The sequence below is a fragment of the Caulobacter endophyticus genome (genome assembly GCF_003116815.1).
Taxonomy (GTDB): Bacteria; Pseudomonadota; Alphaproteobacteria; order Caulobacterales; family Caulobacteraceae; genus Caulobacter; species Caulobacter endophyticus.
The window spans coordinates 40,120-64,884 of record NZ_QDKQ01000023.1 but is presented as its reverse complement, the minus strand read 5'-3'; the positions used below and the strand labels follow the sequence as shown (position 1 = coordinate 64,884).

Genomic DNA, 24,765 nt, shown 5'->3' with positions numbered 1-24,765 from the left:
CATGACCACCGATCTGGCGCAGCCGGTGTCGACCCTGACGCTGGCGGGCGGCGCCCTGCGCGGTCTGCTGCGTCGGGGCGGGGGCGAGGGGCTGCCGGACACGGCGCTGCAGGCGGACGCCTGGCTGCGGAGCGAGGCGATCGGCGCCTACGCCCAGGCCTGCGGCTTTCGGCTGGATGGCGGCGTTCCGCTGACCTTCCCCCACATGCTGGCCTTTCCGCTGCAGATGCGGCTGATGCTGGCGAGCGACTTTCCCTATCCGGTGATGGGGCTGGTCCACCTGTCCAACCGCGTCCGCCAGCACGCGTCGCTGAAGGCGGGCGAGAAGCTGGCGATCACGGTGCGGACCGGCGAGCTGCTGGCCCACGACAAGGGCCAGGCCTTCTCGCTGGAGACCACGGCCGCTCGCGACGGCGCGGTCGTCTGGGAAGGAACCAGCGTCTATCTACGCCTGGGCAAGGCGGGGCGCGGAAATCCCGCGCCGAGCGTCGACGCCGGACCTGCCGACATACCGGTCGAGGCCTGGCCGTTGCCGGCCGATCTTGGCCGCCGCTACGCCAGGGTCTCGGGCGACGCCAACCCGATCCACACCTCGGCGCTCGGCGCGAAGCTGTTCGGCTTCAGTCGGCCCATCGCCCACGGCATGTGGGTCAAGGCCCGGGCCATAGCGGCCCTGACCGATGGGCGGGCCGTCGAGGCCGGCGAGGTCGAGGTCTCGTTCCGCGCGCCGGTCTTCCTGCCCGGCCATATCCAGCTGCTCGCGGGTCCTGACGGGGCCGAGCGCGCCTTCGAAATCAAGGACGCCCAGGGCGCGCGCACCCATCTGCGCGGCCGCCTGAGCCTCAAGCCACAGGACCCTCCATGCTGACCCTGCCCGCGCCGCGCCGCGTCGCCATCCTCGGCGGCAGCCGCATTCCCTTCGCGCGCTCCAACACCGCCTACGCCGACGCCTCCAACCAGGACATGCTGACGGCCGCCCTGCAGGGCCTGGCCGATCGCTTCAACCTGCACGGCCTGCGCCTGGGCGAAGTGGCGGCCGGCGCGGTGCTCAAGCACTCGCGCGACATCGCCCTGACCCGCGAAAGTCTGCTGTCGACCACCATCGGCCACGACACCCCGACCTATGACGTCGTGCAGGCCTGCGGAACGGGACTTGAGGCGGCGATCCTGGTGGCCAACAAGATCGCCCTGGGCCAGATCGACGTCGGGATCGCCGGCGGCGTCGACACCACCTCGGATGCGCCGATCGCGCTGAACGAGGGCTTCCGCAAGGCTCTGCTGGCGGCCAACCGCGAGAAGACCAACGGCGGCAGGATCAAGGCCCTGCTGGGCGCTGGCCTGACCGCCCCGTTCAAGCCCGAGCCGCCACGCAACGCCGAGCCGCGAACCGGGCTCTCCATGGGCCAGAGCTGCGAGGTCATGGCCAAGCATTGGAATATCCCGCGCTCCGAGCAGGACGCCCTGGCCGTGCGCAGCCACCAGCGCATGGCCAAGGCCTATGCCGACGGCCTGTTCGACCACCTGGTGGTCCCGTTCCGGGGCCTCAAGCGCGACAACAACCTGCGGCCTGACATCGACCCGGCCAAGATCGCCGCGATGAAGCCGGTGTTCGATCGCGAGCACGGCACGCTGACGGCCGCCAACTCCACGCCCCTGACCGACGGCGCCTCGACGGTGCTGCTGGCCAGCGAAGAGTGGGCCAAGGCGCACGGCCTGCCGGTCCTGGCCTGGCTGCGGGCCGGCGAGACGGCGGCGGTCGACTTCGTCAAGGGCGACGAGGGGCTGCTGATGGCGCCCGCCTACGCCGTGCCGCGCATGCTGGGCAAGCTGGGGCTCAGACTGCAGGACTTCGACTACTACGAGATCCACGAGGCCTTCGCCGCCCAGGTGCTGTGCACGCTGAAGGCCTGGGAGGACGAGGACTACGCCCGCACACGGCTGGGCCTGGATCGCGCGCCCGGCGCCATCGACCGCGAGAAGCTGAACGTCCACGGCAGCTCGCTGGCCGCCGGTCACCCGTTCGCCGCCACCGGCGGACGCATCCTGGCGCATCTGGCGACGATGCTGGACCGCAAGGGAAGCGGCCGGGGCCTGATCTCGATCTGCGCGGCCGGCGGCCAGGGCGTGGTTGCGGTGATCGAGAAATGACCGACGCCCAGACCCTCGCCGCCGACGCCGCTCGCCTGTGGGCGGAGCGTTTCTGGACCCGGTCCTATCGCGCCGACGTGCCGCCCACCATCGATGACGAGCTGGCCCTCTGGCGCTCGGTCGGCGAGCTGTTCGAGGCCGACGCCGGCCGATACGCCGAGCGCACCGGCTTCGTCAGCCTTGGCGCTGGCGTCACCTACGGCCGGGCGCTGAGCGAGGCGAAGGCCTTCGCCGCCTGGCTGCAGTCGGTCGGCGTGCGGCAGGGCGAGCGCGTGGCGCTGATGATGCCCAACTGCCTGCAGTATCCGGTGGCCCTGTTCGGGACGCTGATGGCCGGCGCCGTGGTGGTCAACGTCAACCCGCTCTATACGCCGCGCGAGCTGCACCACCAGCTGGAGGACAGCGGCGCGGTGGCCATCGTGGCCATGGAGATGTTCGCCCACACGCTGGAGCAGGCCATCGAAGGCACGGCGATCCGCCATGTCGTCGTCACCGCCATGGGCGACATGATGGGCCCGGCCAAGGGCGCAGCGGTCAACGCCTTGATGCGCCACGTCGAGAAGCTGGTTCCGAAGTGGCGCCTGCCCGGCGCGCTGCGCTGGCCGGCGATGATGCGCAGGGCGCGGCAGCTGAAGCCGACGCCGGTCGAGATCCGCCCCGGCGACCTGGCCTTCCTGCAATATACGGGAGGCACCACCGGCGTGGCCAAGGGGGCCATGCTGACCCACCGCAACATCATCGCCAACGTGCTGCAGGGCCGGGCCTGGATCATGACCCAGATCCCCGCCGACCAGGCGGTGGGCAATGTCACGATGCTGCCGCTCTATCACGTGTTCTCACTGACCGCGAACCTGCTGATGTTTGTCGGCGTGGGCGGGCGCAACATCCTCATCGCCAATCCGCGCGACGCCAAGCGGGTGGAGTGGGTGCTGCGCAACGAGCGCTTCACGGGGCTTACGGGTCTGAACACCCTCTTCACCAGCCTGCTGAACAACGAGGCCTTTCGCGGCCGCGATTTCTCGGACCTGCGCCTGACCATCGCCGGCGGCATGGCCACCCAGCGGGCCGTGGCCGAGGAGTGGCAGGACGTCACCGGCGCGCCGGTGATCGAGGGCTACGGCCTGACCGAATGCTCGCCCGTGGTCTGCATCGGCTATGTCGACATCGACAACCCCGAGACCATGGGCTTCGACGGCACGGTGGGGCTTCCGGTGCCGTCGACCGAGGTGCGCATGCGCCGCGAAGACGGCTCGTGGTGCGGCGTCGACGAGCCGGGCGAGCTGTGCGTGCGCGGGCCGCAGGTGATGAAGGGCTACTGGAACCATCCCGACGAGACGGCCAAGGTGCTGTCGGCCGACGGCTGGCTAGCCACGGGCGATATCGGGGTGATGCAGGCCGACGGCCGCGTGAAGCTGCTGGACCGCCTGAAGGAAATGATCCTGGTCTCGGGCTTCAACGTCTATCCCAGCGAGATCGAGGACGTGGTCGCCGCCCACCCGCTGGTCGAGGAAGTCGCCGCGATCGGCGTGCCCGATCCGGTGCAGGGCGAGCGGATCAAGATCGTCGTGGTGCGACGCTCGCCCGAGCTGACGTCCGAGGCGCTGGTCGCCCACTGCCGCGAGCGGCTGACGGCCTACAAGGTGCCCAGGATCGTGGAGTTCCGCGCCGACCCGCTGCCAAAGACGCCGGTCGGCAAGGTGCTGCGGCGGGAGCTCAAATAGCCCCCGCCGTCGCCTGGCGCGGCGCCGTCCGCGTCAGCACCAGCCCGAACACCGCCGCCAGCGGGAACATCAGCACGCCGTAGACGGCGGCCGGCAGGCTCATCTCGGGTCGCTGCAGCACCGACTGGGCGACGACGATGGCCAGGGCGGCGTTGTGCAGCCCCACTTCGAAAGCGCTGGCGATCGCCTGATCGCGGGACACGCGAAGCAGGCGCGGAACCACGAAGCCGACGCTCAGGCTGAGCAGGCAGAAGGCGACGGTGACGCCGGCCAGGGCCAGCACCTCGTCCTTCAGCGTCGCTAAATTGGCGGCGACCGCCGCGCCGATCAGCAGGGTCAGGAACGCCACTGAGACCACTCGCACCGGCCGGTCCATGGCGTCGGCGAAAGCCGGGCGCAGGCGGCGCACCAGCATGCCCAGCGCCACGGGGCCTAGCACTACAAGGAACACCTCGACGGTCTTGGAGAAGCGCAGGCCGATGCTGAGCTCGCCCGGCTGGAACCAGGCCACCGACAGGTTGACGACGATCGGCAGGGTGGCGACGGCCAGGATCGAGTTGATCGCCGTCAGGCTGATGTTCAGCGCCACATCGCCGCGGAAGAGGTGGCTGTAGAGATTGGCCGCCGTGCCGCCCGGCGAGGCCGCCAGCAGCATCAGCCCGACCGCCGTCTCCGGCGGCAGGCGAAACAGCAGGGCCAGGGCGAAGCCGATCACCGGCAGCACCAGCAGCTGGCAGGACAAGGCCACGACGGCGGCGCGCGGCCGGCGGCCGACCCGCGCGAAGTCGGCGGGCGTCAGGCTGAGGCCCAGGCCGAACATGATCAGGCCCAGGGCCGCGGGCAAGGCGACCGTGGTCAGCGGCGAGGCGAGGGCGTCGGCGTCCATGGCTCAGACCGCTCCCGCCAGGGCCCGGCCGGCGGTCAGGCCCGAGAAGATGCAGCCGCCCAGGAAGGTGCCCTCCAGCGCGTTGTAGCCGTGCAGCCCCCCGCCGCCGAAGCCCGAGGCCTCGCCGGCCGCATACAGACCTTCCAGCACCTGGCCGTCGGGCGTGAGCACGCGGCCCGCAAGATCGGTTTGCAGCCCGCCCAACGACTTGCGGGTCAGGACGTGCAGCTTGACCCCGATCAGCGGGCCGGCGGCCGGATCCAGGATCCGGTGCGGCTTGGCCGTACGGGCCAGCCGGTCGCCGAGGGAGCGGCGGCTGTTGTGGATGCCCATCACCTGCAGGTCCTTGGCGAAGGGATTGGCCATCTGGGCGTCGCGGTCCTCGATCTGCCGGCGGATCAGGGCGGGATCGAGCAGGGGCGCGGCAGTCAGGGCGTTCATCTTGCCGACCAGTTCCTCGAGATTGGCCGAGACCACGAAGTCGGCGCCGTTGCGCTTGAAGGCGTCGACCTCGGGCGGCGCGCCCTTGCCCAGACGCGACTTCAGCAGCGACAGGCGGCGACGGTTGGTAATGTCGCCGTTCTGCTCGGAACCGGAGAGAGCGAACTCCTTTTCCAGGATCTTCTGGCTGACGATGAACCAGGAGTGATCGTGCTCGGCCAGGTCCGGCGTGGTGCGCAGATAGCGGAGGGTGGCGACGGTGTCGTAGCCGGGCAGGGCGGGGAAGGGCAGGCGTCGCCCCAAGGCGTCGAACCACATGGACGAGGGCCCCGGCAGGATGCGGATCGCGTGCCTGGGCCAGATCGGATCCCAGTTCTGGACGCCCTCGACATAGTGCCACATACGGTCGCGGTTCACGAGCCGCGCGCCGGCGCCGGCCGCGATGTCGAGCATCCGTCCGTCGACATAGGCGGGCACGCCGGTGATCATGCTCGCGGGCGGCCTTCCCAGTCGCTCGGGCCAGTGGCGGCGGACCAGGTCATGGTTGCCGCCGATGCCGCCGGTGGCGAGCACGACGGCGCCGGCCTTCAGGGTGAAGTCGCCGACGATCTTCCGGTTGGACGGCGCCCCGCGCGGCGCGTCGTCGGGCGCCAGCACGCTGCCCGAGACGCCGGTGACACGGCCGCCCTCGACGACCAGGGCGTCGACGCGATGGCGGTGATGGAATGAAAGTCGGCCCCGGCCGGCGGCCTCCCGGGCGCGATCGGCGAAGGGCTCGGACACGCCGGTGCCGGTGCCCCAGGCGACGTGGAAGCGGGGAACCGAGTTGCCGTGGCCCAGGGCCTGGCCGGCGCCGCGCTCGGCCCAGCCGACCATCGGGGTCAGCGAGATCCCGTGCCGGCGCAGCCAGTCGCGCTTGCCGCCGGCGGCGAACTCCACATAGGCCCGTCCCCAGCGGATCGCCCATTCGTCCTCGGGCAATGCGCCGTCCAGCCGGTCCCAGTCGGCGCTGCCCAGCCAGTCGCGCCAGGCCAGATCCAGGCTGTCGCGAATGCCCAGGCGCCGCTGCTCGGGAGAATTGACCAGGAACAGGCCGCCGAACGACCAGAAGGCCTGACCGCCCAGGTTGGCGGCGTTCTCCTGGTCGACCAGGGCCACTCGCTTGCCCGCCTGGACCAGTTCGTTGGCGGCGACCAATCCGGCCAGCCCGCCTCCGACGACGATGACGTCAGCGTCCATTCCTTGCCCTCCCGTGCGGCGCAGACAATGTCTATTTTTACAGCGATGTAAATATTAATTCGGCGTCATTGGGAGCGCTACGTAGCCGTACGGAACTTACGTCAGGGAACTGAACATCGGTGTAAGTAATGTATTGACATGCTAGTGAATAGGTAGATCGTACAACCCAACCGTCGGCGCGTCCGCCAATGCCGTCGGAGATTGATTTGGGGCGGGGGAAACGTTCGTCGGCCTGGACGGAGAGCTGGGTCGGGGTAGGGGAGGAAATAGCATGGCTTCAAAGCCCTGCGTTCGCGCGCGTCTGGCTGTAACCGCGTCGATTTTTGCGCTCGCCGCCGGGGCGGGCCAGGCTTTCGCGCAGGAAGCGACCCAGGTCGAGGACGTCATCGTCACGGCCCAGAAGCGTGAAGAGTCGATCCAGCAGGTGCCGATCGCCGTCTCGGCCCTGTCTTCGGAAGCGCTGAACGAGATGAAGATCGAAGGCGGCTCGGAACTGGTCCGGGCCGTGCCGAACGTCTCGTTCTCCAAGGCCAACTTCAGCATGTACAACTTCTCGATCCGTGGGGTCGGGACCAAGGCGATCTCGGCCAGCAGCGACCCTGCCGTCGCCGTGAGCTTCAATTCCACCCCGCTGATCCGCAACCGCCTGTTCGAGCAGGAGTACCTGGACGTCCAGCGCGTGGAAGTGCTGCGCGGTCCCCAGGGCACGCTGTATGGCCGCAACGCCACCGGCGGCGTGGTCAACATGATCCCGAACCTGCCCAGCCATAAGTTCGAGGGCTTCATCAAGGGCGAGGCGGGCAACTACGACAGCCGCCGCATGCAGGGCCTGGTCAACGTGCCGCTAGGCGAGGCCTTCGCCGTTCGCCTGGCCGGGTCGATGACCAAGCGCGACGGCTTCGACTACAACAGCTTCAACGACACGCACGTCAACGATCGCGACCTGTGGTCCACGCGCCTGTCGCTGGCTTTCGAGCCGAACGACCGCTTCCGCAGCAACCTGATCTGGGAGCACTTCGAGGAAGACGACCAGCGTTCGCGCACCGGCAAGCAGCTCTGCACCACCGATCCGGGCCCGACCTCGATCGGCGGCGTGGCCATCACCTCGCAGGTCGTCCGCAACCGCCTGAGCCAGGGCTGCCTGCCCGGTTCGCTCTACAGCGACGCGGCCTACGGCGTGCCCAACGGCGGCGCCTTCGCCCACGTCTTCCTGGCCAGCATGAACTACGGCTACACCGCCGACCGGCAGGCCGTGTACGCGGTGAACCCGGGCGTCAACCCGTATGCCGGCCTGACCCAGTCGCGGGACCTGCGCGAGATCGCCACGAGCTACGACCCGATCTTCCGCGTGAAGAACGATGTCTATCAGTTCAACATGGAGTTCGATCTCAGCGACAATCTGAAGCTGATCTCGCAGACGGCCTACGCCAAGGACGACTACTACTCGTCGCAGGACTACAACCGCTTCGTCTCCAATCCGATCTTCAACAGCTCGGAAGGCCTGTACGACGTCCTGGGTCGGCCGATCGTCGCGCCGACCACCCCGACGCCCGGCGGCTACTACAACGATCCGCAGCTCGGGCGTTCTAACCGGATGCTCTCGGTCGACCTGAGCCGCTCGGATAACCGCCAGTGGACCCAGGAACTGCGCCTGCAGTCGTCCTACGAGGGGCGCTTCAACTTCAGCCTGGGCGCCAATTACATCGACTTCAAGTCGAACGACGACTACTTCGTCTTCAACAACCTGTTCTCGTTCCTGGCGGAGTACTACTACAACGTCGTGATCGGAGCGCCGTCCAACCTGGGCCGCCAGACGCAGCCTTGTACGCCGGCGACGACCAAGGAATGCATCTACGTCGATCCGACCTCGCTGGATAACCTGGCGGGCGACGGCCACAACTACTTCCGCAGCAAGAACCAGATCCACACTCGGTCGTGGGGCGTCTTCGGCGAGGCCTATTTCGACCTGACGCCAGAATGGCGACTGACGGCCGGCCTGCGCTACACCGACGACCGCAAGGTCAGCACGCCCTATCCCAGCCAGTTGCTGCTGGGCGCGGACCGCGGCAATCCGGGTCAGCTTTCGGGCGGCTATGTCAGCCGCGACTATCCGGCTCTGCCCGACATCGACCAGCAGTGGGACGCGGTCACCGGCCGCCTGGTCGTGGACTGGAAGCCGCAGCTGAGCTTCACCCAGGACACCCTGGTCTACGCCTCGTTCTCGCGAGGCTACAAGGGCGGCGGCGCCAACCCGCCGCGGGTCGATATCAACCCCGCCGTGATCCAGTACCAGCCGTTGGCCCAGACCTTCGATCCCGAATACGTCAACGCCTTCGAGATCGGCACCAAGAACACCCTGGCCGGCGGCGCCCTGCGCCTGAACGCCACGGCGTTCTACTACGACTACAAGGACTATCAGGTCTCGCAGATCGTCGACCGGATCTCGCTGAACGAGAACTTCGACTCGCGCACCTGGGGCCTGGAGCTGGAGACGATCTGGCGTCCCAACCGCAATTTCCGGATGGACGCCAACCTCGGCTACCTGAACACCAGGATCGACGATGGCGAAGGCTCCATCGACGTCATGAACCGCACCCAGGGCAACGCCGACTGGACGGTTCTGCGGCCGTGGCTGCAGGTTCCGTCGAACTGCGTGGCCCCGACCAGGCACGTCCAGACGATCCTGCAACGCAACCTGCCGGCGGACACCACGGTGGCGGCGCTGCAGGCGCTGTGCGGCGGCTCGCTGCGGACGGGGACGTTCAACCCGAACTTCACCTCGAACCTGCCGTTCTGGCGCATCTACGGCTTCACCTACGACCCGCTGACCGAGGCGCCGAACGGCGGCCGGGGCTTCAACGCCGACCTGAGCGGCAACGAACTGCCCAACGCCCCGAACTGGACCGCCAACGTCGGCGCCCAATACACCTTCTTCAAGGACGACTGGGAGCTGACGCTGCGCGGCGACTACTACTACCAGGGCAGCAGCTATGCGCGGGTCTACAACACCACCTACGACCGCCTGAAGGCGTGGGACAACGTCAACGTCTCGGTGACGCTGGAGAAGCCCGCCGACGGGCTGATCTTCCAGGCCTACGTCAAGAACCTGTTCGACAAGACCCCCATCACCGACAGCTTCACCAACAGCGACGACACTGGCCTCACGGCCAACGTCTTCACCCTCGATCCCCGTCTCATCGCGGTCAGCGTGTCAAAGCGCTTCTAGGCTTATCTCGGCGCCTCGCCGCCCTGGAAACGGGGCGGCGACTTTTTCACCCGACGCTCCTTGCCGGAGCGCCGGGCGTTGGCGTCTTACTCTTTATATCATATTGAAGTTATTGATTTTTTCATTTGACTCCCTTGTGACGCGAAGGTTGTAATCAGGGCGCTCCCGGATGAGGAGTTGCAAAAGAACAACTGAGAGGAAGACGTCATGTTGAAGAGCGCTTCTGTTCTGGCCGCCACCGCCGCGGCCGCCCTGCTGGCCCTCGCCGGCCAAGCCAACGCCGCCCCGGTCCTGGGCACCTTCTCCCCGACCAGCCTGTCGAACATCAATCTGTCGGGCACCCTGAACCTGCAGCAGACCACCACGGCCGACTGCGTGACCAGCCTGAACGCCAACATCACCAGCGCCACCACCGGCAACGTGAACAGCGGCAGCTTCTCGGGCGGCACCTGGGTGTGCGGCATCCTCGTCGCGCCGTCGGGCTTCCCGTGGAGCCTGCAGCCCTATCACGACTCCTCGACGGGCAAGGACTACATCAAGGTGACCGGCATCTCCGCCACCTCGATCGCCGGCACCTGCTCGGGCGACGTGTTCGGCGAGTGGGATGACACCCTCCAGCGGATCACCTTCACGGGCGCGACGATCCCCGGCTCGCCGAACGCCTGCGTGATCAACGGCTACCTGACGTCCAACAAGACGGTCATCGTCAACCCCTGAGGACAGGGGGCGGACTTATAATCCCCTCTACCCCTCGACTCGCCGGGGGCCTTCGGGCCTCCGGCGTTTTCCTTTCAAGACGCCTTCGAGGCCCACATGCTCGCCGCGACTGCGGTTCGCCTCACGCCCAATCATCAAGCAGAGAGCAGCATGCTGAAGCGTTGCGTCCTTCTCGCCTGCCGCCTGGCCAGTTCAGCGGCACGATAACATCGGCCACGTTCTCGTCCGGCGGAGGCTTATATATCTGGACCTGTGGCTTCATCCTGACGCCGACGAGCGCCCCGTGGTTCATCGACCTCGACACTTACTCCATATTTCCGGTCAGGATCACCAATTTCGGATACCACCATCCCGTGGGCCAGTGCCAGGGCACGCTCTCAGCGCACAATCAGAACCTGACCGCACCGCCCGTCGACGGCCAATATATAGGTTTCAACAGCTTCTCGAGCGGCATTCCGGGCTCGCCGGGCTTCTGCCAGATCGACGGCATGCTCACCTACAGCACCACGGCGCCAATCTTTCCCTGAAGGCCCGCGGGATCCGGAGCCCAGCCGCTCCGGAGAAGTGGGGAACGCCGTGCGCGGAACCAGCTAACCCCAGGACGCATCAGCTATCGCTGGCGCCGTGATCCCTGGCTGGTATGGGGCTGCATGATCTGGGGAATGCCCCGGGGTGCGCCCCTCAGCCAGATGCCCTGAGCTCTTCCCGGACATGCCCGTGCTTGACGGCGGGAGCGGTCCGGCCGACCGTCCGGGAAACGGGGGAGGGCAGCAGCCATGTCGTCATCGAAGCGCGGATTAGCGAAGGCCCTGGGGCTGGGGGCGCTTGCCCTGGGGGCATGGCTGGCCGGAGCCGCCCAAGCCCAGACCCAGACTCCGCCATCGACGGACGGCATCTACGGCGTCTGGCGCAATCCCAAGGGCAGCGTCCATGTGGAGATCAAGCCGTGCGGGCCGGAGGTCTGCGGCTATGTGGTCTGGGCGAATGACGAAGCGCGCACCGACGCGCGCAAGGGCTCGGGCGGCGAGCTTCTGGGGCGACAGCTGCTGAGGGACTTCTCGCCCGGGGACAAGGGCGAATGGCGCGGCAAGGTCTTCGCGCCGGATATCAACATGACCTTCTCGGGCCGGGTTCTGGTGCTGGACGCCGGCAAGCTGCGGGCCAGGGGCTGCGTGCTTGGCAACTTCCTCTGCAAAACCCAGGTCTGGACCCGCGTCGCCTGAGGGCGACGCGGGAGACCATTTCACTTCAGATCAGGCGCTAGTCTTGGCCTTGGCGTGAAGCCGGCGACGGCGGTCGAGGCTGAGTGCGATCAGCGTCGCCACCGCACCCGAGGCCAGGTAGAGGCCGATGGCCGGCAGACCCCAGAAGGTGGCGAGCGCCAGGGCGGCGAGGGGCGCGAAACCGGCGCCGACCAGCCACGACAGGTCCGACACCACGGCCGAGCCGGTGTAGCGGTACTTGCGCAGGAAGCCGGAGCTGACCGCGCCCGAGGCCTGACCGAACGAAAGGCCCAGGATCGCGAAGCCGGCGACCACGTAGATGGTCTGGCCAACGCTGCCGGCGTCGAGCAGCCACGGCGCGGCGAGGCTGAACACGCCGATCAGCACGGCCGAGAGGGCCAGCTGGTTCTGGCGGCTGATGCGGTCGGCGATCCAGCCCGAGGCCATGATGCCCACCACGCCGACCAGGGCGCCGGCCAGTTCGATGCGCAGGAAGTTCAGCGCCTCGCCGCCATCGTCATGCAGCGACACCCACGACAGCGGGAACACCGTGACCAGGTGGAACATCGCGAAGGTGGCCAGCGGGGCGAAGGCGCCGATCAGCACGTTGCCGCCCTGGGCCTTCAGCAGGCTGGTGATCGGCACGGGGCTGAGCTGGCCCTTCTCGAACAGCTTTCCGAACTCCTCGGTGGCGACGATGCGCAGGCGAGCGAACAGGGCCACGACATTGATCGCGAAGGCCGCGAAGAACGGGTAGCGCCAGCCCCAGTCGAGGAAGTCGGCCGAGCCAAGGCTGGCGACGAAGTAGGCGAAGAGGCCGCTGGCCAGCATGAAGCCGAAGGGCGCGCCCAGCTGCGGGATCATGGCGTACCAGCCACGCTTCTTCTCAGGCGCGTTGAGAGCCAGCAGCGAGGCCATGCCGTCCCAGGCGCCGGCCAGCGCCAGACCCTGGCCGATGCGGAAGGCCGCCAGCGCCCAGATCGACAGGACGCCGGCCGTGGCGTAGCCCGGCAGGAAGCTGATGGCGGCCGTCGAGCCGCCGAGCAGGAAGAGGGCGATGGTCAGCTTCACGCCGCGCCCATAGTTGCGGTCGATGGCCCCGAAGATCGCCGAGCCGATCGGCCGGGCGACGAAGGCCAGCGAGAAGATGGCGAAGGAGCAGAGCACCCCCGTCAGCCGGTCGACGAAGGGGAAGAAGAGCTGCGGAAACACCAGCACCGAGGCGATGGCGTAGACGAAAAAGTCGAAGAATTCCGAGGTCCGGCCGATGATCACGCCGATGGCGATCTCGCCGGGGCGCACCCCCTTGTGATCGGCATGCAATCGCCGTGCGTCACGCTCTAGGCCCGATGACGTCGGAATTGCGAAATCCTGGTTCATGCAGCTACGCGCCTATTCCTGTTGTTTTCGTCCCAAACTCTTTTCAGCCGCCTTTTCGACGGTCTGAGTCCGAGCATGAGACCAACTTACCCTTCCTGGCAAACGTCTTGAGGCCTCTTCGGCTCCGCTCGAAGAACACGGCTTCGTGTGCTAAGGCTGCCCCTAGGACAAATGGTCCAATGTCACGCACTGGCGGACTGGCTTAACGGCGCCGCCAACGTCCGTAGTCCAGGTCCCTCATGACACCGAGTTCCTTGAAGAAGCTCGCCCTGCTGCCCGTGCTGCTCCTGCTGAGCGGCTGCGACTGGGTGGTGATGAACCCGTCCGGCGACATCGCCGCGCAGCAGCGCGACCTGATCATCCTGTCCACCGTCCTGATGCTCGTCATCATCGTCCCGGTGATCATTCTCACCCTGTTCTTCGCCTGGAAGTACCGGCAGTCGAACACGGCGGCCAAGTACGACCCCGAGTGGCACCACTCGACCAAGCTCGAGATCGTGATCTGGGCCGCCCCGCTGGTGATCATCATGATCCTGGGCGCCGTGACCTGGACCAGCACCCACCTGCTGGACCCGTATCGTCCGCTGGACCGGATCGCGCCGGGCCGCAGCGCCGAAGGCGTCAAGCCGCTGAAGGTGCAGGTCGTCGCCCTCGACTGGAAGTGGATGTTCATCTACCCCGAGCTCGGCATCGCCACGGTCAACGAACTGGCCGCGCCGGTGGACACCCCGATCGACTTCGACCTGACGGCCTCGTCGGTGATGAACTCGTTCTACGTGCCCGCCCTGGCCGGTCAGATCTACGCCATGCCCGGCATGCGCACGAAGCTGCACGCGGTCATCAACAAGCCGGGCGTCTATGACGGCTTCTCGGCCAACTACAGCGGCGAAGGCTTCTCGCACATGCGCTTCAAGTTCCACGGCATGAACCGTGCGGACTTCGACAAGTGGGCGGCCGACGTGCGCAAGAGCAACGACCGTCTCGACGGCACGCGCTACCTGGTCCTGGAAAAGCCCAGCGAGAAGGTTCCGCCGCAACGCTTCGCCTCGGTCGAGGCCGGCCTGTTCGACAAGGCGGTCAACCGCTGCGTCGAGCCGGGCAAGATGTGCCAGCACGACATGATGGCCATCGACAAGTCGGGCGGCCTGGGCATGGAAGGCGTCTACAACGTCACCACGCTCGAATACGACAAGCGGACCCGGCGCGGGGAGGGCGGCATCCGCTCGTTCATCGCCGCGCTCTGCGCCCCCAAGTCCGCGCCCGCCGAAGCGCGCTGATCAAGCCTAGAGATCATTCATGTCCCCGGACCTCGTAAAAACGATCTTCGGCCGTCTCACATGGGACGCCATTCCCCTTCACGAACCCATCCTGATCGGCACCTTCGGGGTCGTCGCCCTGGGTGGGATCACCGTCCTGGCCGCCCTGACCTATTTCAAGGTCTGGGGCTATCTGTGGCGTGAGTGGCTGACCAGCGTCGACCACAAGAAGATCGGGGTGATGTACATCATCCTGGCCATCATCATGCTGCTGCGCGGCTTCGCCGACGCCCTGATGATGCGCGCGCAGCAGGCCATCGCCTTCGGCGACGCGGCCGGCTACCTGCCGCCGCACCACTACGACCAGGTCTTCACCGCCCACGGCGTGATCATGATCTTCTTCGTGGCGATGCCGTTGATCACCGGCCTGATGAACCTCGTCGTGCCGCTGCAGATCGGCGCCCGCGACGTGGCCTTCCCGTTCCTGAACAACTTCAGCTTCTGGATGACGGTCGGCGGCGCGATCACCGTGATGCTGTCGCTGTTCGTCGGCGAGTTCGCCCGCACCGGCTGGCTGGCCTATCCGCCGCTGTCTGGATTGGCGTACAGTCCAGACGTAGGGGTCGACTACTATATCTGGTCACTGCAGATCGCGGGCGTGGGCACGACCCTGTCGGGCATCAACCTGATCGTCACGATCGTGAAGATGCGCGCCCCGGGCATGAGCCTGATGAAGATGCCGGTGTTCACCTGGACCTCGCTGTGCAGCAACGTCCTGATCGTCGCCAGCTTCCCGATCCTGACCGCCGTCCTGGCCCTGCTGTCCTCGGACCGCTACCTCGGCACCAACTTCTTCACGAACGACTTCGGCGGCAATCCGATGATGTACGTGAACCTCATCTGGATCTGGGGTCACCCCGAGGTCTACATCCTGGTGCTGCCGGCCTTCGGCGTGTTCTCGGAAGTTGTCTCGACCTTCTCCAGCAAGCGCCTGTTCGGCTACAGCTCGATGGTCTACGCCACGGTCGTCATCACGATCCTGTCGTACCTGGTGTGGCTGCACCACTTCTTCACCATGGGCTCGGGCGCCAGCGTGAACTCGTTCTTCGGGATCACGACGATGATCATCTCGATCCCGACAGGGGCGAAGATCTTCAACTGGCTGTTCACGATGTACCGCGGCCGCATCCGCTTCGAAGTGCCGATGCTGTGGACCGTGGGCTTCATGGTCACCTTCGTCATCGGCGGCATGACCGGCGTCCTGCTGGCCGTTCCGCCCGCCGACTTCGTCCTGCACAACTCGCTGTTCCTGATCGCCCACTTCCACAACGTGATCATCGGCGGCGTGGTGTTCGGCATGTTCGCCGGCATCGTGTACTGGTTCCCGAAGGCCTTCGGCTTCAAGCTGGATCCGTTCTGGGGCAAGCTGTCGTTCTGGTTCTGGCAGATCGGCTTCTTCTTCGCCTTCATGCCGCTCTACGTCCTGGGCCTGATGGGCGTGACCCGTCGCGTCAGCCACTTCGAAGACCACAGCCTGCAGATCTGGTTCGTGATCTCGGCCTTCGGCGCCGTACTGATCCTGTTCGGCATCATCTCGTTCGTGATGCAGATGGTCGTCGGCTTCATGAAGCGCGAACAGTACGCCGACAAGACGGGCGACCCCTGGGGCGGCCGTACGCTGGAGTGGTCGACCTCGTCGCCTCCGCCGGCCTACAACTTCGCGTTCACGCCGGTGATCCACGAGATCGACGCCTGGCACGACATGAAGCAGCGTGGCTACCAGCGGCCGACGACCGGGTTCATCCCGATCCACATGCCGAAGAACACTGGCGCGGGCGTCGTCCTGGCCGGGATCTCGGTGGTCGTGGGCTTCGCGATGATCTGGCAGATCTGGTGGCTGGCGGTGATCTCGTTCGTGGCTCTCGTGGCCTCGGCGATCATCCACACCTTCAACTTCAAGCGTGACTACTACATTCCGGCCGAGGAGGTCGTCCGCATCGAGGACGCCCGCACCGAAGCCCTGCGGAGCCTCGCGTAACCATGGCCCACGCCCAGACCCTGACCGAGGCGGACGAAATCCGCTTCCACACGACCGAGGAGCACCATCCGGAGAACGGGACCCTGCTGGGGTTCTGGATCTACCTGATGAGCGACTGCCTGATCTTCGCGGTGCTCTTCGCCTGTTACGCCGTGCTCGGCCGCAACTATGCGGCCGGCCCCTCGGGGGCGGATCTGTTCGATCTGCCCATCGTGGCGGTCAACACCGCGCTGCTGCTGTTCTCGTCGATCACCTACGGCTTCGCCATGATCTCGGCCCAGGCCAAGAAGGTGAAGCCGACCCTGGCCTGGCTGGCCGTGACCGGCCTGCTCGGTCTCGGCTTCCTGTCGCTGGAACTGTACGAGTTCAACCACCTCATCCATGAGGGCGCCGGTCCCCAGCGCAGCGCCTTCCTGTCGTCGTTCTTCGTGCTCGTCGGCACCCACGGCCTGCACGTGACCTTCGGCACCATCTGGCTCGTCACCCTGATGGTCCAGGTCGCCAAGCGCGGCCTGGGCGTCGAGATGAAGCGTCGCCTGATGTGCCTGTCGATGTTCTGGCACTTCCTCGACGTCATCTGGATCGGCGTCTTCTCGTTCGTCTACCTGCTCGGAGTCCTGAAATGAGCGCGGCCAGCCACGACGCGCACCACGCGCATGACGACCATGAGCACGGCGAAGGCGGCGCTCACGGTACGCTGAAGGACTACGTGATCGGCTTCGTGCTGGCGGTGATCCTCACCGCCATCCCGTTCTGGCTGGTCATGGCCGACGTGCTGCCCAGCCACCAGATGACCGCCGTGGCGGTCATGGGCCTGGCCGCGATCCAGGTCATCGTCCACATGATCTACTTCCTTCACATGAACTCGCGTTCGGAAGGCGGCTGGACCATGCTGGCCCTGGTGTTCACCCTCATCATCGTGGTGATCACGCTCGCCGGCTCGATGTGGGTGATGCACAACCTCGACACCCACATGATGGCGCCGGCGCCGCACGAAATGCGGGAAGTTCCGTGACGAAGTCCGGCGGCCGAGCCGTCCGGACGACCGCCCTGGTCGGGCTCTGCCTGGCCTTCACGGCGGTCTTCCTGGCGCTCGGCGGCTGGCAGGTCCAGCGCAGGGCCTGGAAGCTCGACCTGATCGCCCGGGTCGAGCAGCGCATCCATGCAGAACCCGCCCCGCCGCCTGGTCCAGGCCGCTGGGCGGGGATCTCGCAGGCCAGCGACGGCTATCGCCGCCTGCGCCTGACGGGACGCTTCCTCCACGACCGCGAGACCCTGGTCCAGGCCGTGACGACCGAAGGCCCCGGTTTCTGGGTCATGACCCCGCTTTCCACCGACCAGGGTTTCGACGTCCTGGTCAACCGCGGCTTCGTCTCGGCCGAGCGCCGCGCGCCGGGCGCGCGCCTCGCCGCCCAGGTCGAAGGTCCGGTGACCGTGGTCGGCCTACTGCGCCTGACCGAGCCGCACGGCGGCTTCCTGCGGACCAACGCCCCGGCCGAGAACCGCTGGTACTCCCGCGACGTCGCCGCCATCGGGCAGGCGAGGGGGCTTTCCAACGTCGCTCCTTATTTCGTCGACGCCGACGCTGCGCCCAATCCCGGCGGCTGGCCGATCGGCGGCCTGACGGTCGTCAAGTTCCCCAACAGCCACCTCGTCTACATGCTCACCTGGTTCGGCCTGGCGCTGCTGACCGGCGGAGCGGCCGTCTATGTTCTGTTCGACGCGCGCAGGAACCGGGGTAAAGAGACCCCATGACGCCTACCACCCGCATCCTGATCGCCGGCATGTCGGGCTGGCTTTCGGGAGCGCGGGCCGCGGACAACGCGGCGGGCCCCGCCGACGCCATCGCCCGCCAGAACATGCTGCAGCTGATCCACCTGCGCTGGATCGCCGTGGTCGGTCAGGTGGTGACCATCCTGGCGGTGCATTTCAGCCTGGGCTTCCACCTGCCGCTGGCGGCGATGATGCTGGTGCTGGCGGTACTGGTGGTGCTGAACCTGTTCAGCCTGCTGCGCTTGAAGAGCGCCAAGCCGATCGGCCCCTACGACCTGTTCCTGGCCCTGGCGCTCGACTCCCTGGCCCTGACGGCCCAGCTCTATTTCAGCGGCGGGGCGACCAACCCGTTCACGACACTCTACCTGCTGCACGTGATCCTTGGGGTGGTGCTGCTGGAGGTCTGGGCGACCTGGGCGATCGTGTTCCTGACCAGCTTCTGCTTCCTGCTGCTGGTGGCCGCCAACCGGCCCGTGATCGCCACGGGGCTCAGCGACCAGGCGTTCTTCGGCCTGTTCATCATGGGTATGATGATGGGCGTGGTTCTGGACGCGGTGCTGCTGGTGACCTTCGTCTCGCGCATCAACAGCAACCTGCGCCGCCACGACGCCCACCTGGCCGAGCTGCGCCAGCGGGCGGCGGAAGAGACCCACATCGTCCGCATGGGCCTGCTGGCCTCCGGCGCCGCGCACGAGCTAGGTACGCCGCTGGCGACCCTGGACGTCATCCTGGGCGACTGGCGCCGGATGAAGGTGTTCGCCAAGCATCCGGAGCTGGCCCAGGAGCTGGAGGACATGCGCGGCGAGGTCAAACGCTGCAAGGACATCGTCACCGGGGTGCTGCTGTCGGCCGGCGAGGCCCGCAGCGGCGAAGTGCGGGCCAGCACCCTGCGGGCTTTCCTCGACGAGGTGGTCGACGAGTGGCGGGCCACCCGCGATGGCGAGGTGCTGACCTACGCGCCCGACCTTTCCGGCGTCACGCCGATCGTCGCGGAATCGACGCTGAAGCAGGTGATCCACAACGTGCTGGACAACGCCCGCGACGCCTCGCCCCAGGCGGTGCGGATGAGCGCGCGCGTCACCGACGGCTGGATCGTCGTCGTGGTCGAGGACCAGGGACCGGGCTTCACCGCCGAGACCCTCGACAACCTCGGCACGCCCTACAATTCGACCAAGGGCAGGGCAGGGGGCGGTCTTGGCCTCTTCCTGGTGGTCAACGTGCTGCGCAAGCTGGGCGGGGAGGTGGCTGCGGCCAACCGTTCCGAGGGCGGCGCCCGCGTCGTGCTGAGCCTGCCCCTGGCGTCGCTGCAGATCGGGAGGCGTCATGCCCGCTGAACGCAAGCTGATCATCGTCGAGGACGACGAGAAGTTCGCCGCCACGCTCAAGAAGTCGTTCGAGCGCCGGGGCTACCAGGTGGCGCACGTCCATGGACTGGACGAGGCGCTGGTGGCGCTGGAGACCTTCACGCCGCGCTACGCCGTGGTCGACCTGAAGCTGGCCGGGGAGTCGGGCCTGGCCTGCGTGCAGGCGCTGATCGCCCGTGATCCGGAGATGCTGATCGTGGTGCTGACGGGCTTCGCCAGCATCGCCACGGCGGTCGAGGCCATCAAGCTCGGGGCCTGCCACTACCTCGCGAAACCCTCGAATACCGACGACATAGAGGCCGCGTTCGAGAAGCGCGAGGGCGACGCCGGGACGGCGATCGGCGAGCGGGCCACCTCGATCAAGAACCTGGAATGGGAGCGGATCCACCAGACCCTGGTCGAGACCGACTTCAACATTTCCGAGACCGCCCGGCGCCTGGGCATGCACCGCCGCACCCTGGCTCGCAAGCTTGAAAAGCGCCGCATCACCTGAAGCCACAATACGGCCGCGCTTTTATTTACAAAAAAGTACATAACAGCCCTTGCAACTCGCGGCTGTGATGCGGCTGGATGGCCCCGATGTCCTGGTTGCTTATCCTGTCCGCCTTGCCCGCCGCCGTCGCGAGCGACGCCCCTGCCGGCGACCAGGTCGTGACGCGTGGGGCGTCAGGAGGCCCCGCGCAGGCGGTCGTCGAGGGCGGGGCGGTGCAACTGGACGGCGTCGAGGTGCTGGCGCGGCGCGGCGCGGCGCGGGTAGCGCCCGAGACGGAACTGGGCGCGGACGAGATCGACGCGCTGGACGCCTACGATATCGGCGAGGCGCTTGACCGGATCCGCAAGGCCTATGGCCTGGACGAAGCGCCCGTGGTGATCGTGAACGGCCGCCGCGTGCTCAACCCCGGCGACTATATGGGCTTTCCGCCCGACGCCCTGACCCGCGTCGAGGTGTTGCCGCAGCAGGCGGCGGGCGAGTACGGGGCCGAACCCGGGAAGCGGGTCGTCAACCTCGTCCTGCAGAAGAACTTCCAGAGCCGCGACGGCCAAGCAGGCGCCAATACGCCGACCGCCGGCGGCCGGGTTTCGATGACCAGCGACGTGCGCCGCTCGGCCATCGCCAACAACGACACCACCCAGTTCGGACTGCGAGCCGCGCGCGACACCTCGCTGCGCGCCGACGAGCGTTCGGACTACCTGCGAGCCAAGCCGGGCTCCGAGGGGGTCACCCTGCGGCCGGCGACCCAGAGCGTGGGGGCCAACCTGTCGATGAACCGGTCGCTGGGCGACTGGGCGGTCTCGCTGGGCGGCAATGGCCGAGCCCAGCGCGATCGAACGTTTTCGCGCGTCAACGGCGAGCTGGTCGAAACCCGACGTCAGCAGCAGGGCCTGAACGTCACGACCGGCGTCACTGGCGAGCTGGCCGGCTGGACCGTGCGGGCCGGACTCGACGGCCAGATGTCCAGGGCGGAGCAAGAGGGACTGACCAACAGCGTCAACCGCAATCGCGGCGTCACGCTCAACCTCGGCGGCGATCGCGCGCTGCTGACCCTGCCGGCCGGTCCGGTGAGGGCGAACGTCTCGGGCACGGCCAGCCACAGCACCTCCAGCAACACCCGCGAAGGCGTGCGGACCGAGCGTACAGTCGAAAGTGGAGAGCTGCGGGGCACGCTCAACGCGCCGCTGCTGCGCGCCATGCCGGGTGAGGAGGGCTTCCATCTGGGCGACGCGACCCTAAGCCTGGGCGGAGCGCTGCGCCGGCAGACGGGATCGGACGGCGGGGGAGGGGTGAACGGCAGCCTTTCGTGGAGCCCCAGGCCGCTCGTCAGGCTGAACGGGTCGTGGTCGCGAAGCTACGAGACGCCCTCGAGCGCCCAACTGTTCGAGCCCGACTTCTATGGCGCGCCGATCGTGGTCTACGATTTCCGGACCGGTCGCTCCGTCGAGGTTCTGCCGCTGTATGGCGGCAATCCCGGGCTGCGGCCGCAGACAAGCAACACCTACTCGCTCAACGCCTCGGCCGGGCCGGTGACCCGATGGGGACTGACCGGCGGGATCAACTACCAGGGCAGCAAGACGACCGACGGGATCGGTGCGCTGCCGACCCTGACGCCCGCCGTCGAGGCGGCCTTCCCAGAGCGCTTCCAGCGCGACGCCGACGGCGTGCTGACCGGCATCGACCAGCGGCCGATCAATCTGGGCTCTATGGAGACCCGCAACTTCTCGTCCAACTTCACTTTCAGCCTGCCGACCAAGCCGGGCGCAAAATCTCCCCGCGACATATTGTCCTGGCGGGTGTCGCTGAACCATTCGGTGCAGCTGAAGAGTCTGACCGTCATTCGGGAGGGCTTTCCCGTGCTGGATCGTCTGGTCGGCGACGGCGGCGGGGTGTCCAAGCAGCGCCTTTCGGCCTCTCTGGACGGGCGGCGCGGCAAGTGGAGCCTCAGCACATCGGTCAACTGGAACGAGGGCTATCGCATCCGGCGCGAGCGGGGCGTCGACGGCGCCGACGACCTGGTGATGGGAGACTTCACCCGCGTCGACCTGCGCCTGGGCTACACTTTCGACCCGCCGGCGAGCGCCCAGGCGGCCGGCGCCAGGCGGCGGAGCGGCCTGAGGCTTGGGGTCGATCTGGAAAATCTGCTCGACGCCAGGCAGCAGGCCCGCAGAGGCGACGGCCTGCCCGCGCCGGGCTATGGGCGCGACGAGCAGGACCCGATCGGGCGCCAGATCCGAGTGTCCTTGCGCGGCCGCTTCTGATCGGGCGAGTTTTTCTCGTTTCTACCTGGGCGAAGCCCCAGTTCATCTAAATGATCTGAATTGTCGCGATCAATTTCGGCAGGCGCTTAAATATACGCCGTAATGCATTTGGCATCACGACTTGTCATTGCTATGGCCAAGCTATTGACGGGAACCCAATCTAGGCAGATCGCTAGCCGCTGTTTCGCTTCGCGTAGGCGCTGCGCGCTCCGGGAATGCCTTCGACCGACGACGGGATAGCGAACATCTGCATCCCGAAAAGCGACCACGAGCTTCAGGATCCACGCGTACGCCTCCGACGCCGACTTCGGACCCGGCATCCGTTTCCCCCGTCGACGTTGTGATCGAGGCCTTCGTTTGGATCGCGCGGACGAGCCCAGAGGGCACGCGCGCGGAGCGCTCGGGAGCAAGTCATGGCCGACATAGACATCACCACACCAGGCAGTTCGACAACCGTAAACGGCGTGGTCATCACGCGCGGCGACGCGATCGGTTCGGGCACCGGCAACTACGACCCGTTCCTGGCCATCCGCGACAACGACGGCAACGAGAACGGCTTCAACACCGACGCCAGCGGCGTGCTCAACACCGACCAGAGCAAGACCAGCAGCCTGACCTTCAACCAGATCCCCATCCGGGTGATCAACGGCGTGCAGTACCTGGAATTCCGGCTGGACCTCAACGAGACCAACGAGAATCCGTACACCGCGCTGAACGCGATGAAGATCTACTACTCGTCGGCCCCCGCCACGGGCGCGGACTACGTCGCCGGCACGCAGGAACTGGACGCCGACTTCACCAAGATCTTCGATCTCGACGCCGGCGGCGACAAGACGCTGCTGATGGACGCCCACTCGTCGGGCAGCGGCAATGACGACTACATCTTCTACGTGCCGGTCTCGCTGTTCGGCGGCGCCGACCTGAGCACCGCCTACATCACCATGTACGCCGAGTTCGGCCGCCCCGGCACCACCTACGGCGCCGATGACGGCTTCGAGGAATTCAACACCGAGAAGGCCGCCATCATAAGCGGCGTGAAGTTCCTCGACGCCGATGGTGACGGGGTGCAGGACGCCGGGGAAGCTGGCCTTGGCGGCTGGACGATCTTTGTCGACGAGAACAAGAACGGCGTGCTCGACGCGGGTGAACGCTCGACCGTGACCAAGGCCGACGGCTCGTTCCAGATCGGCGGCCTGCCGTTGTCGCTGGGCACGGTCCAGGTCGACGAGGTGCTGCAGGAAGGCTGGACCCAGACGACGGGCGCCTTCGAGACCGTGACCCTCGCGGAGGCCACCACCTACAACGTGCAGATCGGCAACCAGCCGATCCCGCCCCAGGTGGACGTCGTCAAGACGGCCGGCGCGCGCACAGATGGTGACGGCAACGGCGACGACGCCGGCGATACCCAGGTCTTCAACTTCACGGTCACCAACACCGGCACGATCAAGCTGCTGAACGTCACCCTGATGGATGACAACGGCACGCCTGGAAACACCGCCGACGACATCGCGGTCACCCTTGCCGGCCTGACCGACCAGGACGGCGACGGGCAGGCCGACGACCTCGCGGTCGGCGCCTCGGCCACGGGCAGTCTGCTGCACATGTTCAGCCAGGCCGAGATCGAGGCCGGCGGCTACACCAATACCGGTACGGCCACGGGTTCGTCGGCCAGCGGCCTTTCCGTCTCCGACAGCGATCCAGAGACAGTGACCCTGACCCGCAATCCGGCGTTGAACATCACCAAGGACGCCAGCGTCCCCGGCGGCACGGCCGACGCGGCCGGCGAGCAGGTCAGCTACACGATCACAGTAGCCAATACCGGCAACGTGATGCTGGACGGCGTCACCGTCACCGACCCCTATGCCGACGCAGGTTCGATCATGCGCGGCGCCGACCTGGTGGGCGACAACGACGCCCTGCTGGAGGTCGGTGAAACCTGGAGCTACACCGCCACCCATACGGTCACCCAGGCCGAGATCGACTCCAATGGCGGCGGCGACGGCGCTCTTGAGAACACCGCCACGGCCGACTCCAACCAGACCGGCCCCGACACCGACGACGCCAGCGTGCCCGTCGATCGCCGGCCCAGCCTGAACATCACCAAGGACGCCACCGTCCCAGGCGGTACGGCCGACGCGGCGGGCGAGCAGATCAGCTACGTCATCACCGTGGCCAACACCGGCAACACCACGCTCGACGGCGTGACGGTGACCGATCCCTATGCCGACGCCGGTTCGATTATGCGCGGCGCCGACCTGGTGGGCGACAATGACGGCCTGCTGGAGATCGGTGAAACCTGGAGCTACACCGCCACCCACACGGTCACCCAGGCCGAGATCGACTCCAATGGCGGCGGCGACGGCGCGCTTGAGAACACCGCCACGGCCGACTCCAACCAGACCGGCCCCGACACCGACGACGCCAGCGTGCCCGTCGACCGCCGGCCCAGCCTGAACATCACCAAGGACGCCACCGTCCCAGGCGGTACGGCCGACGCGGCGGGCGAGCAGATCAGCTACGTCATCACCGTGGCCAACACCGGCAACACCACGCTCGACGGCGTGACGGTGACCGATCCCTATGCCGACGCCGGTTCGAT

19 protein-coding genes are annotated in these 24,765 nt (G+C 67.1%); 16 read left to right on the top strand and 3 right to left on the bottom strand.

Annotated elements, in window-relative coordinates; translation table 11 throughout:
- Position 1 precedes the first annotated feature (1 nt).
- The 3 genes from DDF67_RS04425 to DDF67_RS04415 are packed head-to-tail and all read left to right on the top strand — an operon-like array spanning position 2 to position 3,869.
- Complete coding sequence (locus tag DDF67_RS04425) at positions 2-868, top strand: MaoC/PaaZ C-terminal domain-containing protein (RefSeq protein WP_109099720.1); 867 nt, start codon at positions 2-4, stop codon at positions 866-868.
- The gene (locus tag DDF67_RS04420) at positions 862-2,148 is read left to right on the top strand and encodes an acetyl-CoA C-acetyltransferase (protein ID WP_109099719.1); all 1,287 of its coding nucleotides are present in this window, start codon (positions 862-864) and stop codon (positions 2,146-2,148) included. Before DDF67_RS04425 ends, DDF67_RS04420 begins: the two co-directional genes overlap by 7 nt.
- Positions 2,145-3,869, top strand: a complete 1,725-nt coding sequence (locus DDF67_RS04415) for an AMP-binding protein (protein WP_109099718.1) — start codon at positions 2,145-2,147, stop codon at positions 3,867-3,869. The genes DDF67_RS04420 and DDF67_RS04415 overlap by 4 nt, the downstream gene beginning before the upstream one ends.
- On the opposite strand, the gene DDF67_RS04410 is transcribed toward DDF67_RS04415, so the two are convergent.
- Both DDF67_RS04410 and DDF67_RS04405 read right to left on the bottom strand, forming a co-directional pair.
- Positions 3,862-4,755 (bottom strand): bile acid:sodium symporter family protein, encoded by an 894-nt coding sequence (locus DDF67_RS04410; protein WP_109099717.1) that lies wholly within the window; start codon positions 4,753-4,755, stop codon positions 3,862-3,864. The genes DDF67_RS04415 and DDF67_RS04410 overlap by 8 nt on opposite strands.
- Positions 4,756-4,758: 3 nt before the next feature.
- Positions 4,759-6,435 carry an FAD-binding dehydrogenase gene (locus tag DDF67_RS04405; RefSeq protein ID WP_109099716.1) on the bottom strand — a complete coding sequence of 559 codons (1,677 nt, stop codon included), beginning with the start codon at positions 6,433-6,435 and terminating at the stop codon, positions 4,759-4,761.
- A gap of 271 nt (positions 6,436-6,706) precedes the next feature.
- On the opposite strand from DDF67_RS04405, the gene DDF67_RS04400 reads away from it, so the two are divergent.
- The 4 genes from DDF67_RS04400 (at position 6,707) to DDF67_RS04385 (ending at position 11,601) form a co-directional block, all read left to right on the top strand.
- The gene (locus DDF67_RS04400; RefSeq protein WP_109099715.1) at positions 6,707-9,661 is read left to right on the top strand and encodes a TonB-dependent receptor; all 2,955 of its coding nucleotides are present in this window, start codon (positions 6,707-6,709) and stop codon (positions 9,659-9,661) included.
- A 207-nt stretch (positions 9,662-9,868) separates the two neighbouring features.
- Positions 9,869-10,378, top strand: a complete 510-nt coding sequence (locus tag DDF67_RS04395) for a protein activator of alkane oxidation PraB (protein WP_109099714.1) — start codon at positions 9,869-9,871, stop codon at positions 10,376-10,378.
- 161 nt (positions 10,379-10,539) lie between these two features.
- Positions 10,540-10,905 carry a hypothetical protein gene (locus DDF67_RS04390; RefSeq protein WP_109099713.1) on the top strand — a complete coding sequence of 122 codons (366 nt, stop codon included), beginning with the start codon at positions 10,540-10,542 and terminating at the stop codon, positions 10,903-10,905.
- Positions 10,906-11,154: 249 nt separating this feature from the next.
- Positions 11,155-11,601, top strand: a complete 447-nt coding sequence (locus DDF67_RS04385; protein ID WP_109099712.1) for a DUF2147 domain-containing protein — start codon at positions 11,155-11,157, stop codon at positions 11,599-11,601.
- A gap of 30 nt (positions 11,602-11,631) precedes the next feature.
- On the opposite strand, the gene DDF67_RS04380 is transcribed toward DDF67_RS04385, so the two are convergent.
- A complete protein-coding gene (locus tag DDF67_RS04380; protein ID WP_109099711.1) occupies positions 11,632-12,981 on the bottom strand; it encodes an MFS transporter in 1,350 nt (449 codons plus the stop codon).
- Between the two features lie 239 nt (positions 12,982-13,220).
- Between DDF67_RS04380 and cyoA the strand changes: the two genes are divergently transcribed.
- The 9 genes from cyoA to DDF67_RS04335 all read left to right on the top strand — a co-directional run.
- On the top strand, positions 13,221-14,258 hold the full coding sequence (gene cyoA / locus DDF67_RS04375) for a ubiquinol oxidase subunit II (protein WP_109099710.1): 1,038 nt from the start codon (positions 13,221-13,223) through the stop codon (positions 14,256-14,258).
- Positions 14,259-14,277: 19 nt separating this feature from the next.
- Positions 14,278-16,275, top strand: coding sequence for a cytochrome o ubiquinol oxidase subunit I (gene cyoB, locus DDF67_RS04370; RefSeq protein ID WP_109099709.1), 1,998 nt, complete (start codon positions 14,278-14,280; stop codon positions 16,273-16,275).
- Positions 16,276-16,277: 2 nt separating this feature from the next.
- Positions 16,278-16,901 carry a cytochrome o ubiquinol oxidase subunit III gene (gene cyoC, locus DDF67_RS04365; RefSeq protein ID WP_109099708.1) on the top strand — a complete coding sequence of 208 codons (624 nt, stop codon included), beginning with the start codon at positions 16,278-16,280 and terminating at the stop codon, positions 16,899-16,901.
- A complete protein-coding gene (gene cyoD / locus DDF67_RS04360) occupies positions 16,898-17,290 on the top strand; it encodes a cytochrome o ubiquinol oxidase subunit IV (protein WP_109099707.1) in 393 nt (130 codons plus the stop codon). The genes cyoC and cyoD overlap by 4 nt, the downstream gene beginning before the upstream one ends.
- Positions 17,287-18,030 (top strand): SURF1 family protein, encoded by a 744-nt coding sequence (locus DDF67_RS04355; RefSeq protein WP_109099706.1) that lies wholly within the window; start codon positions 17,287-17,289, stop codon positions 18,028-18,030. Before cyoD ends, DDF67_RS04355 begins: the two co-directional genes overlap by 4 nt.
- Positions 18,027-19,382 (top strand): ATP-binding protein, encoded by a 1,356-nt coding sequence (locus DDF67_RS04350; protein ID WP_109099705.1) that lies wholly within the window; start codon positions 18,027-18,029, stop codon positions 19,380-19,382. The genes DDF67_RS04355 and DDF67_RS04350 overlap by 4 nt, the downstream gene beginning before the upstream one ends.
- Positions 19,372-19,905, top strand: coding sequence for a response regulator transcription factor (locus tag DDF67_RS04345; protein WP_109099704.1), 534 nt, complete (start codon positions 19,372-19,374; stop codon positions 19,903-19,905). Before DDF67_RS04350 ends, DDF67_RS04345 begins: the two co-directional genes overlap by 11 nt.
- Before the next feature lie 86 nt (positions 19,906-19,991).
- Entirely contained in the window at positions 19,992-22,166 is a 2,175-nt protein-coding gene (locus DDF67_RS04340; protein WP_146197954.1) for a TonB-dependent receptor domain-containing protein, read from the top strand.
- 413 nt (positions 22,167-22,579) lie between these two features.
- Positions 22,580-24,765: DUF7507 domain-containing protein (locus DDF67_RS04335; RefSeq protein ID WP_146197953.1), on the top strand; the 2,186-nt coding region annotated here is incomplete at its 3' end.

What these genes read in the sequence shown, in the direction of transcription:
- cyoA (WP_109099710.1), top strand. Translation starts at nt 13,221, where the DNA reads ATGACACCGAGTTCCTTGAAGAAGCTCGCCCTGCTGCCCGTGCTGCTC.
- DDF67_RS04425 (WP_109099720.1), top strand. Translation starts at nt 2, where the DNA reads ATGACCACCGATCTGGCGCAGCCGGTGTCGACCCTGACGCTGGCGGGC.
- cyoD (WP_109099707.1), top strand. Translation starts at nt 16,898, where the DNA reads ATGAGCGCGGCCAGCCACGACGCGCACCACGCGCATGACGACCATGAG.
- DDF67_RS04345 (WP_109099704.1), top strand. Translation starts at nt 19,372, where the DNA reads ATGCCCGCTGAACGCAAGCTGATCATCGTCGAGGACGACGAGAAGTTC.
- DDF67_RS04400 (WP_109099715.1), top strand. Translation starts at nt 6,707, where the DNA reads ATGGCTTCAAAGCCCTGCGTTCGCGCGCGTCTGGCTGTAACCGCGTCG.
- DDF67_RS04415 (WP_109099718.1), top strand. Translation starts at nt 2,145, where the DNA reads ATGACCGACGCCCAGACCCTCGCCGCCGACGCCGCTCGCCTGTGGGCG.
- DDF67_RS04405 (WP_109099716.1), bottom strand. Translation starts at nt 6,435, where the DNA reads ATGGACGCTGACGTCATCGTCGTCGGAGGCGGGCTGGCCGGATTGGTC.
- DDF67_RS04395 (WP_109099714.1), top strand. Translation starts at nt 9,869, where the DNA reads ATGTTGAAGAGCGCTTCTGTTCTGGCCGCCACCGCCGCGGCCGCCCTG.
- cyoC (WP_109099708.1), top strand. Translation starts at nt 16,278, where the DNA reads ATGGCCCACGCCCAGACCCTGACCGAGGCGGACGAAATCCGCTTCCAC.
- DDF67_RS04420 (WP_109099719.1), top strand. Translation starts at nt 862, where the DNA reads ATGCTGACCCTGCCCGCGCCGCGCCGCGTCGCCATCCTCGGCGGCAGC.
- cyoB (WP_109099709.1), top strand. Translation starts at nt 14,278, where the DNA reads ATGTCCCCGGACCTCGTAAAAACGATCTTCGGCCGTCTCACATGGGAC.
- DDF67_RS04340 (WP_146197954.1), top strand. Translation starts at nt 19,992, where the DNA reads ATGTCCTGGTTGCTTATCCTGTCCGCCTTGCCCGCCGCCGTCGCGAGC.
- DDF67_RS04385 (WP_109099712.1), top strand. Translation starts at nt 11,155, where the DNA reads ATGTCGTCATCGAAGCGCGGATTAGCGAAGGCCCTGGGGCTGGGGGCG.
- DDF67_RS04350 (WP_109099705.1), top strand. Translation starts at nt 18,027, where the DNA reads ATGACGCCTACCACCCGCATCCTGATCGCCGGCATGTCGGGCTGGCTT.
- DDF67_RS04380 (WP_109099711.1), bottom strand. Translation starts at nt 12,981, where the DNA reads ATGAACCAGGATTTCGCAATTCCGACGTCATCGGGCCTAGAGCGTGAC.
- DDF67_RS04410 (WP_109099717.1), bottom strand. Translation starts at nt 4,755, where the DNA reads ATGGACGCCGACGCCCTCGCCTCGCCGCTGACCACGGTCGCCTTGCCC.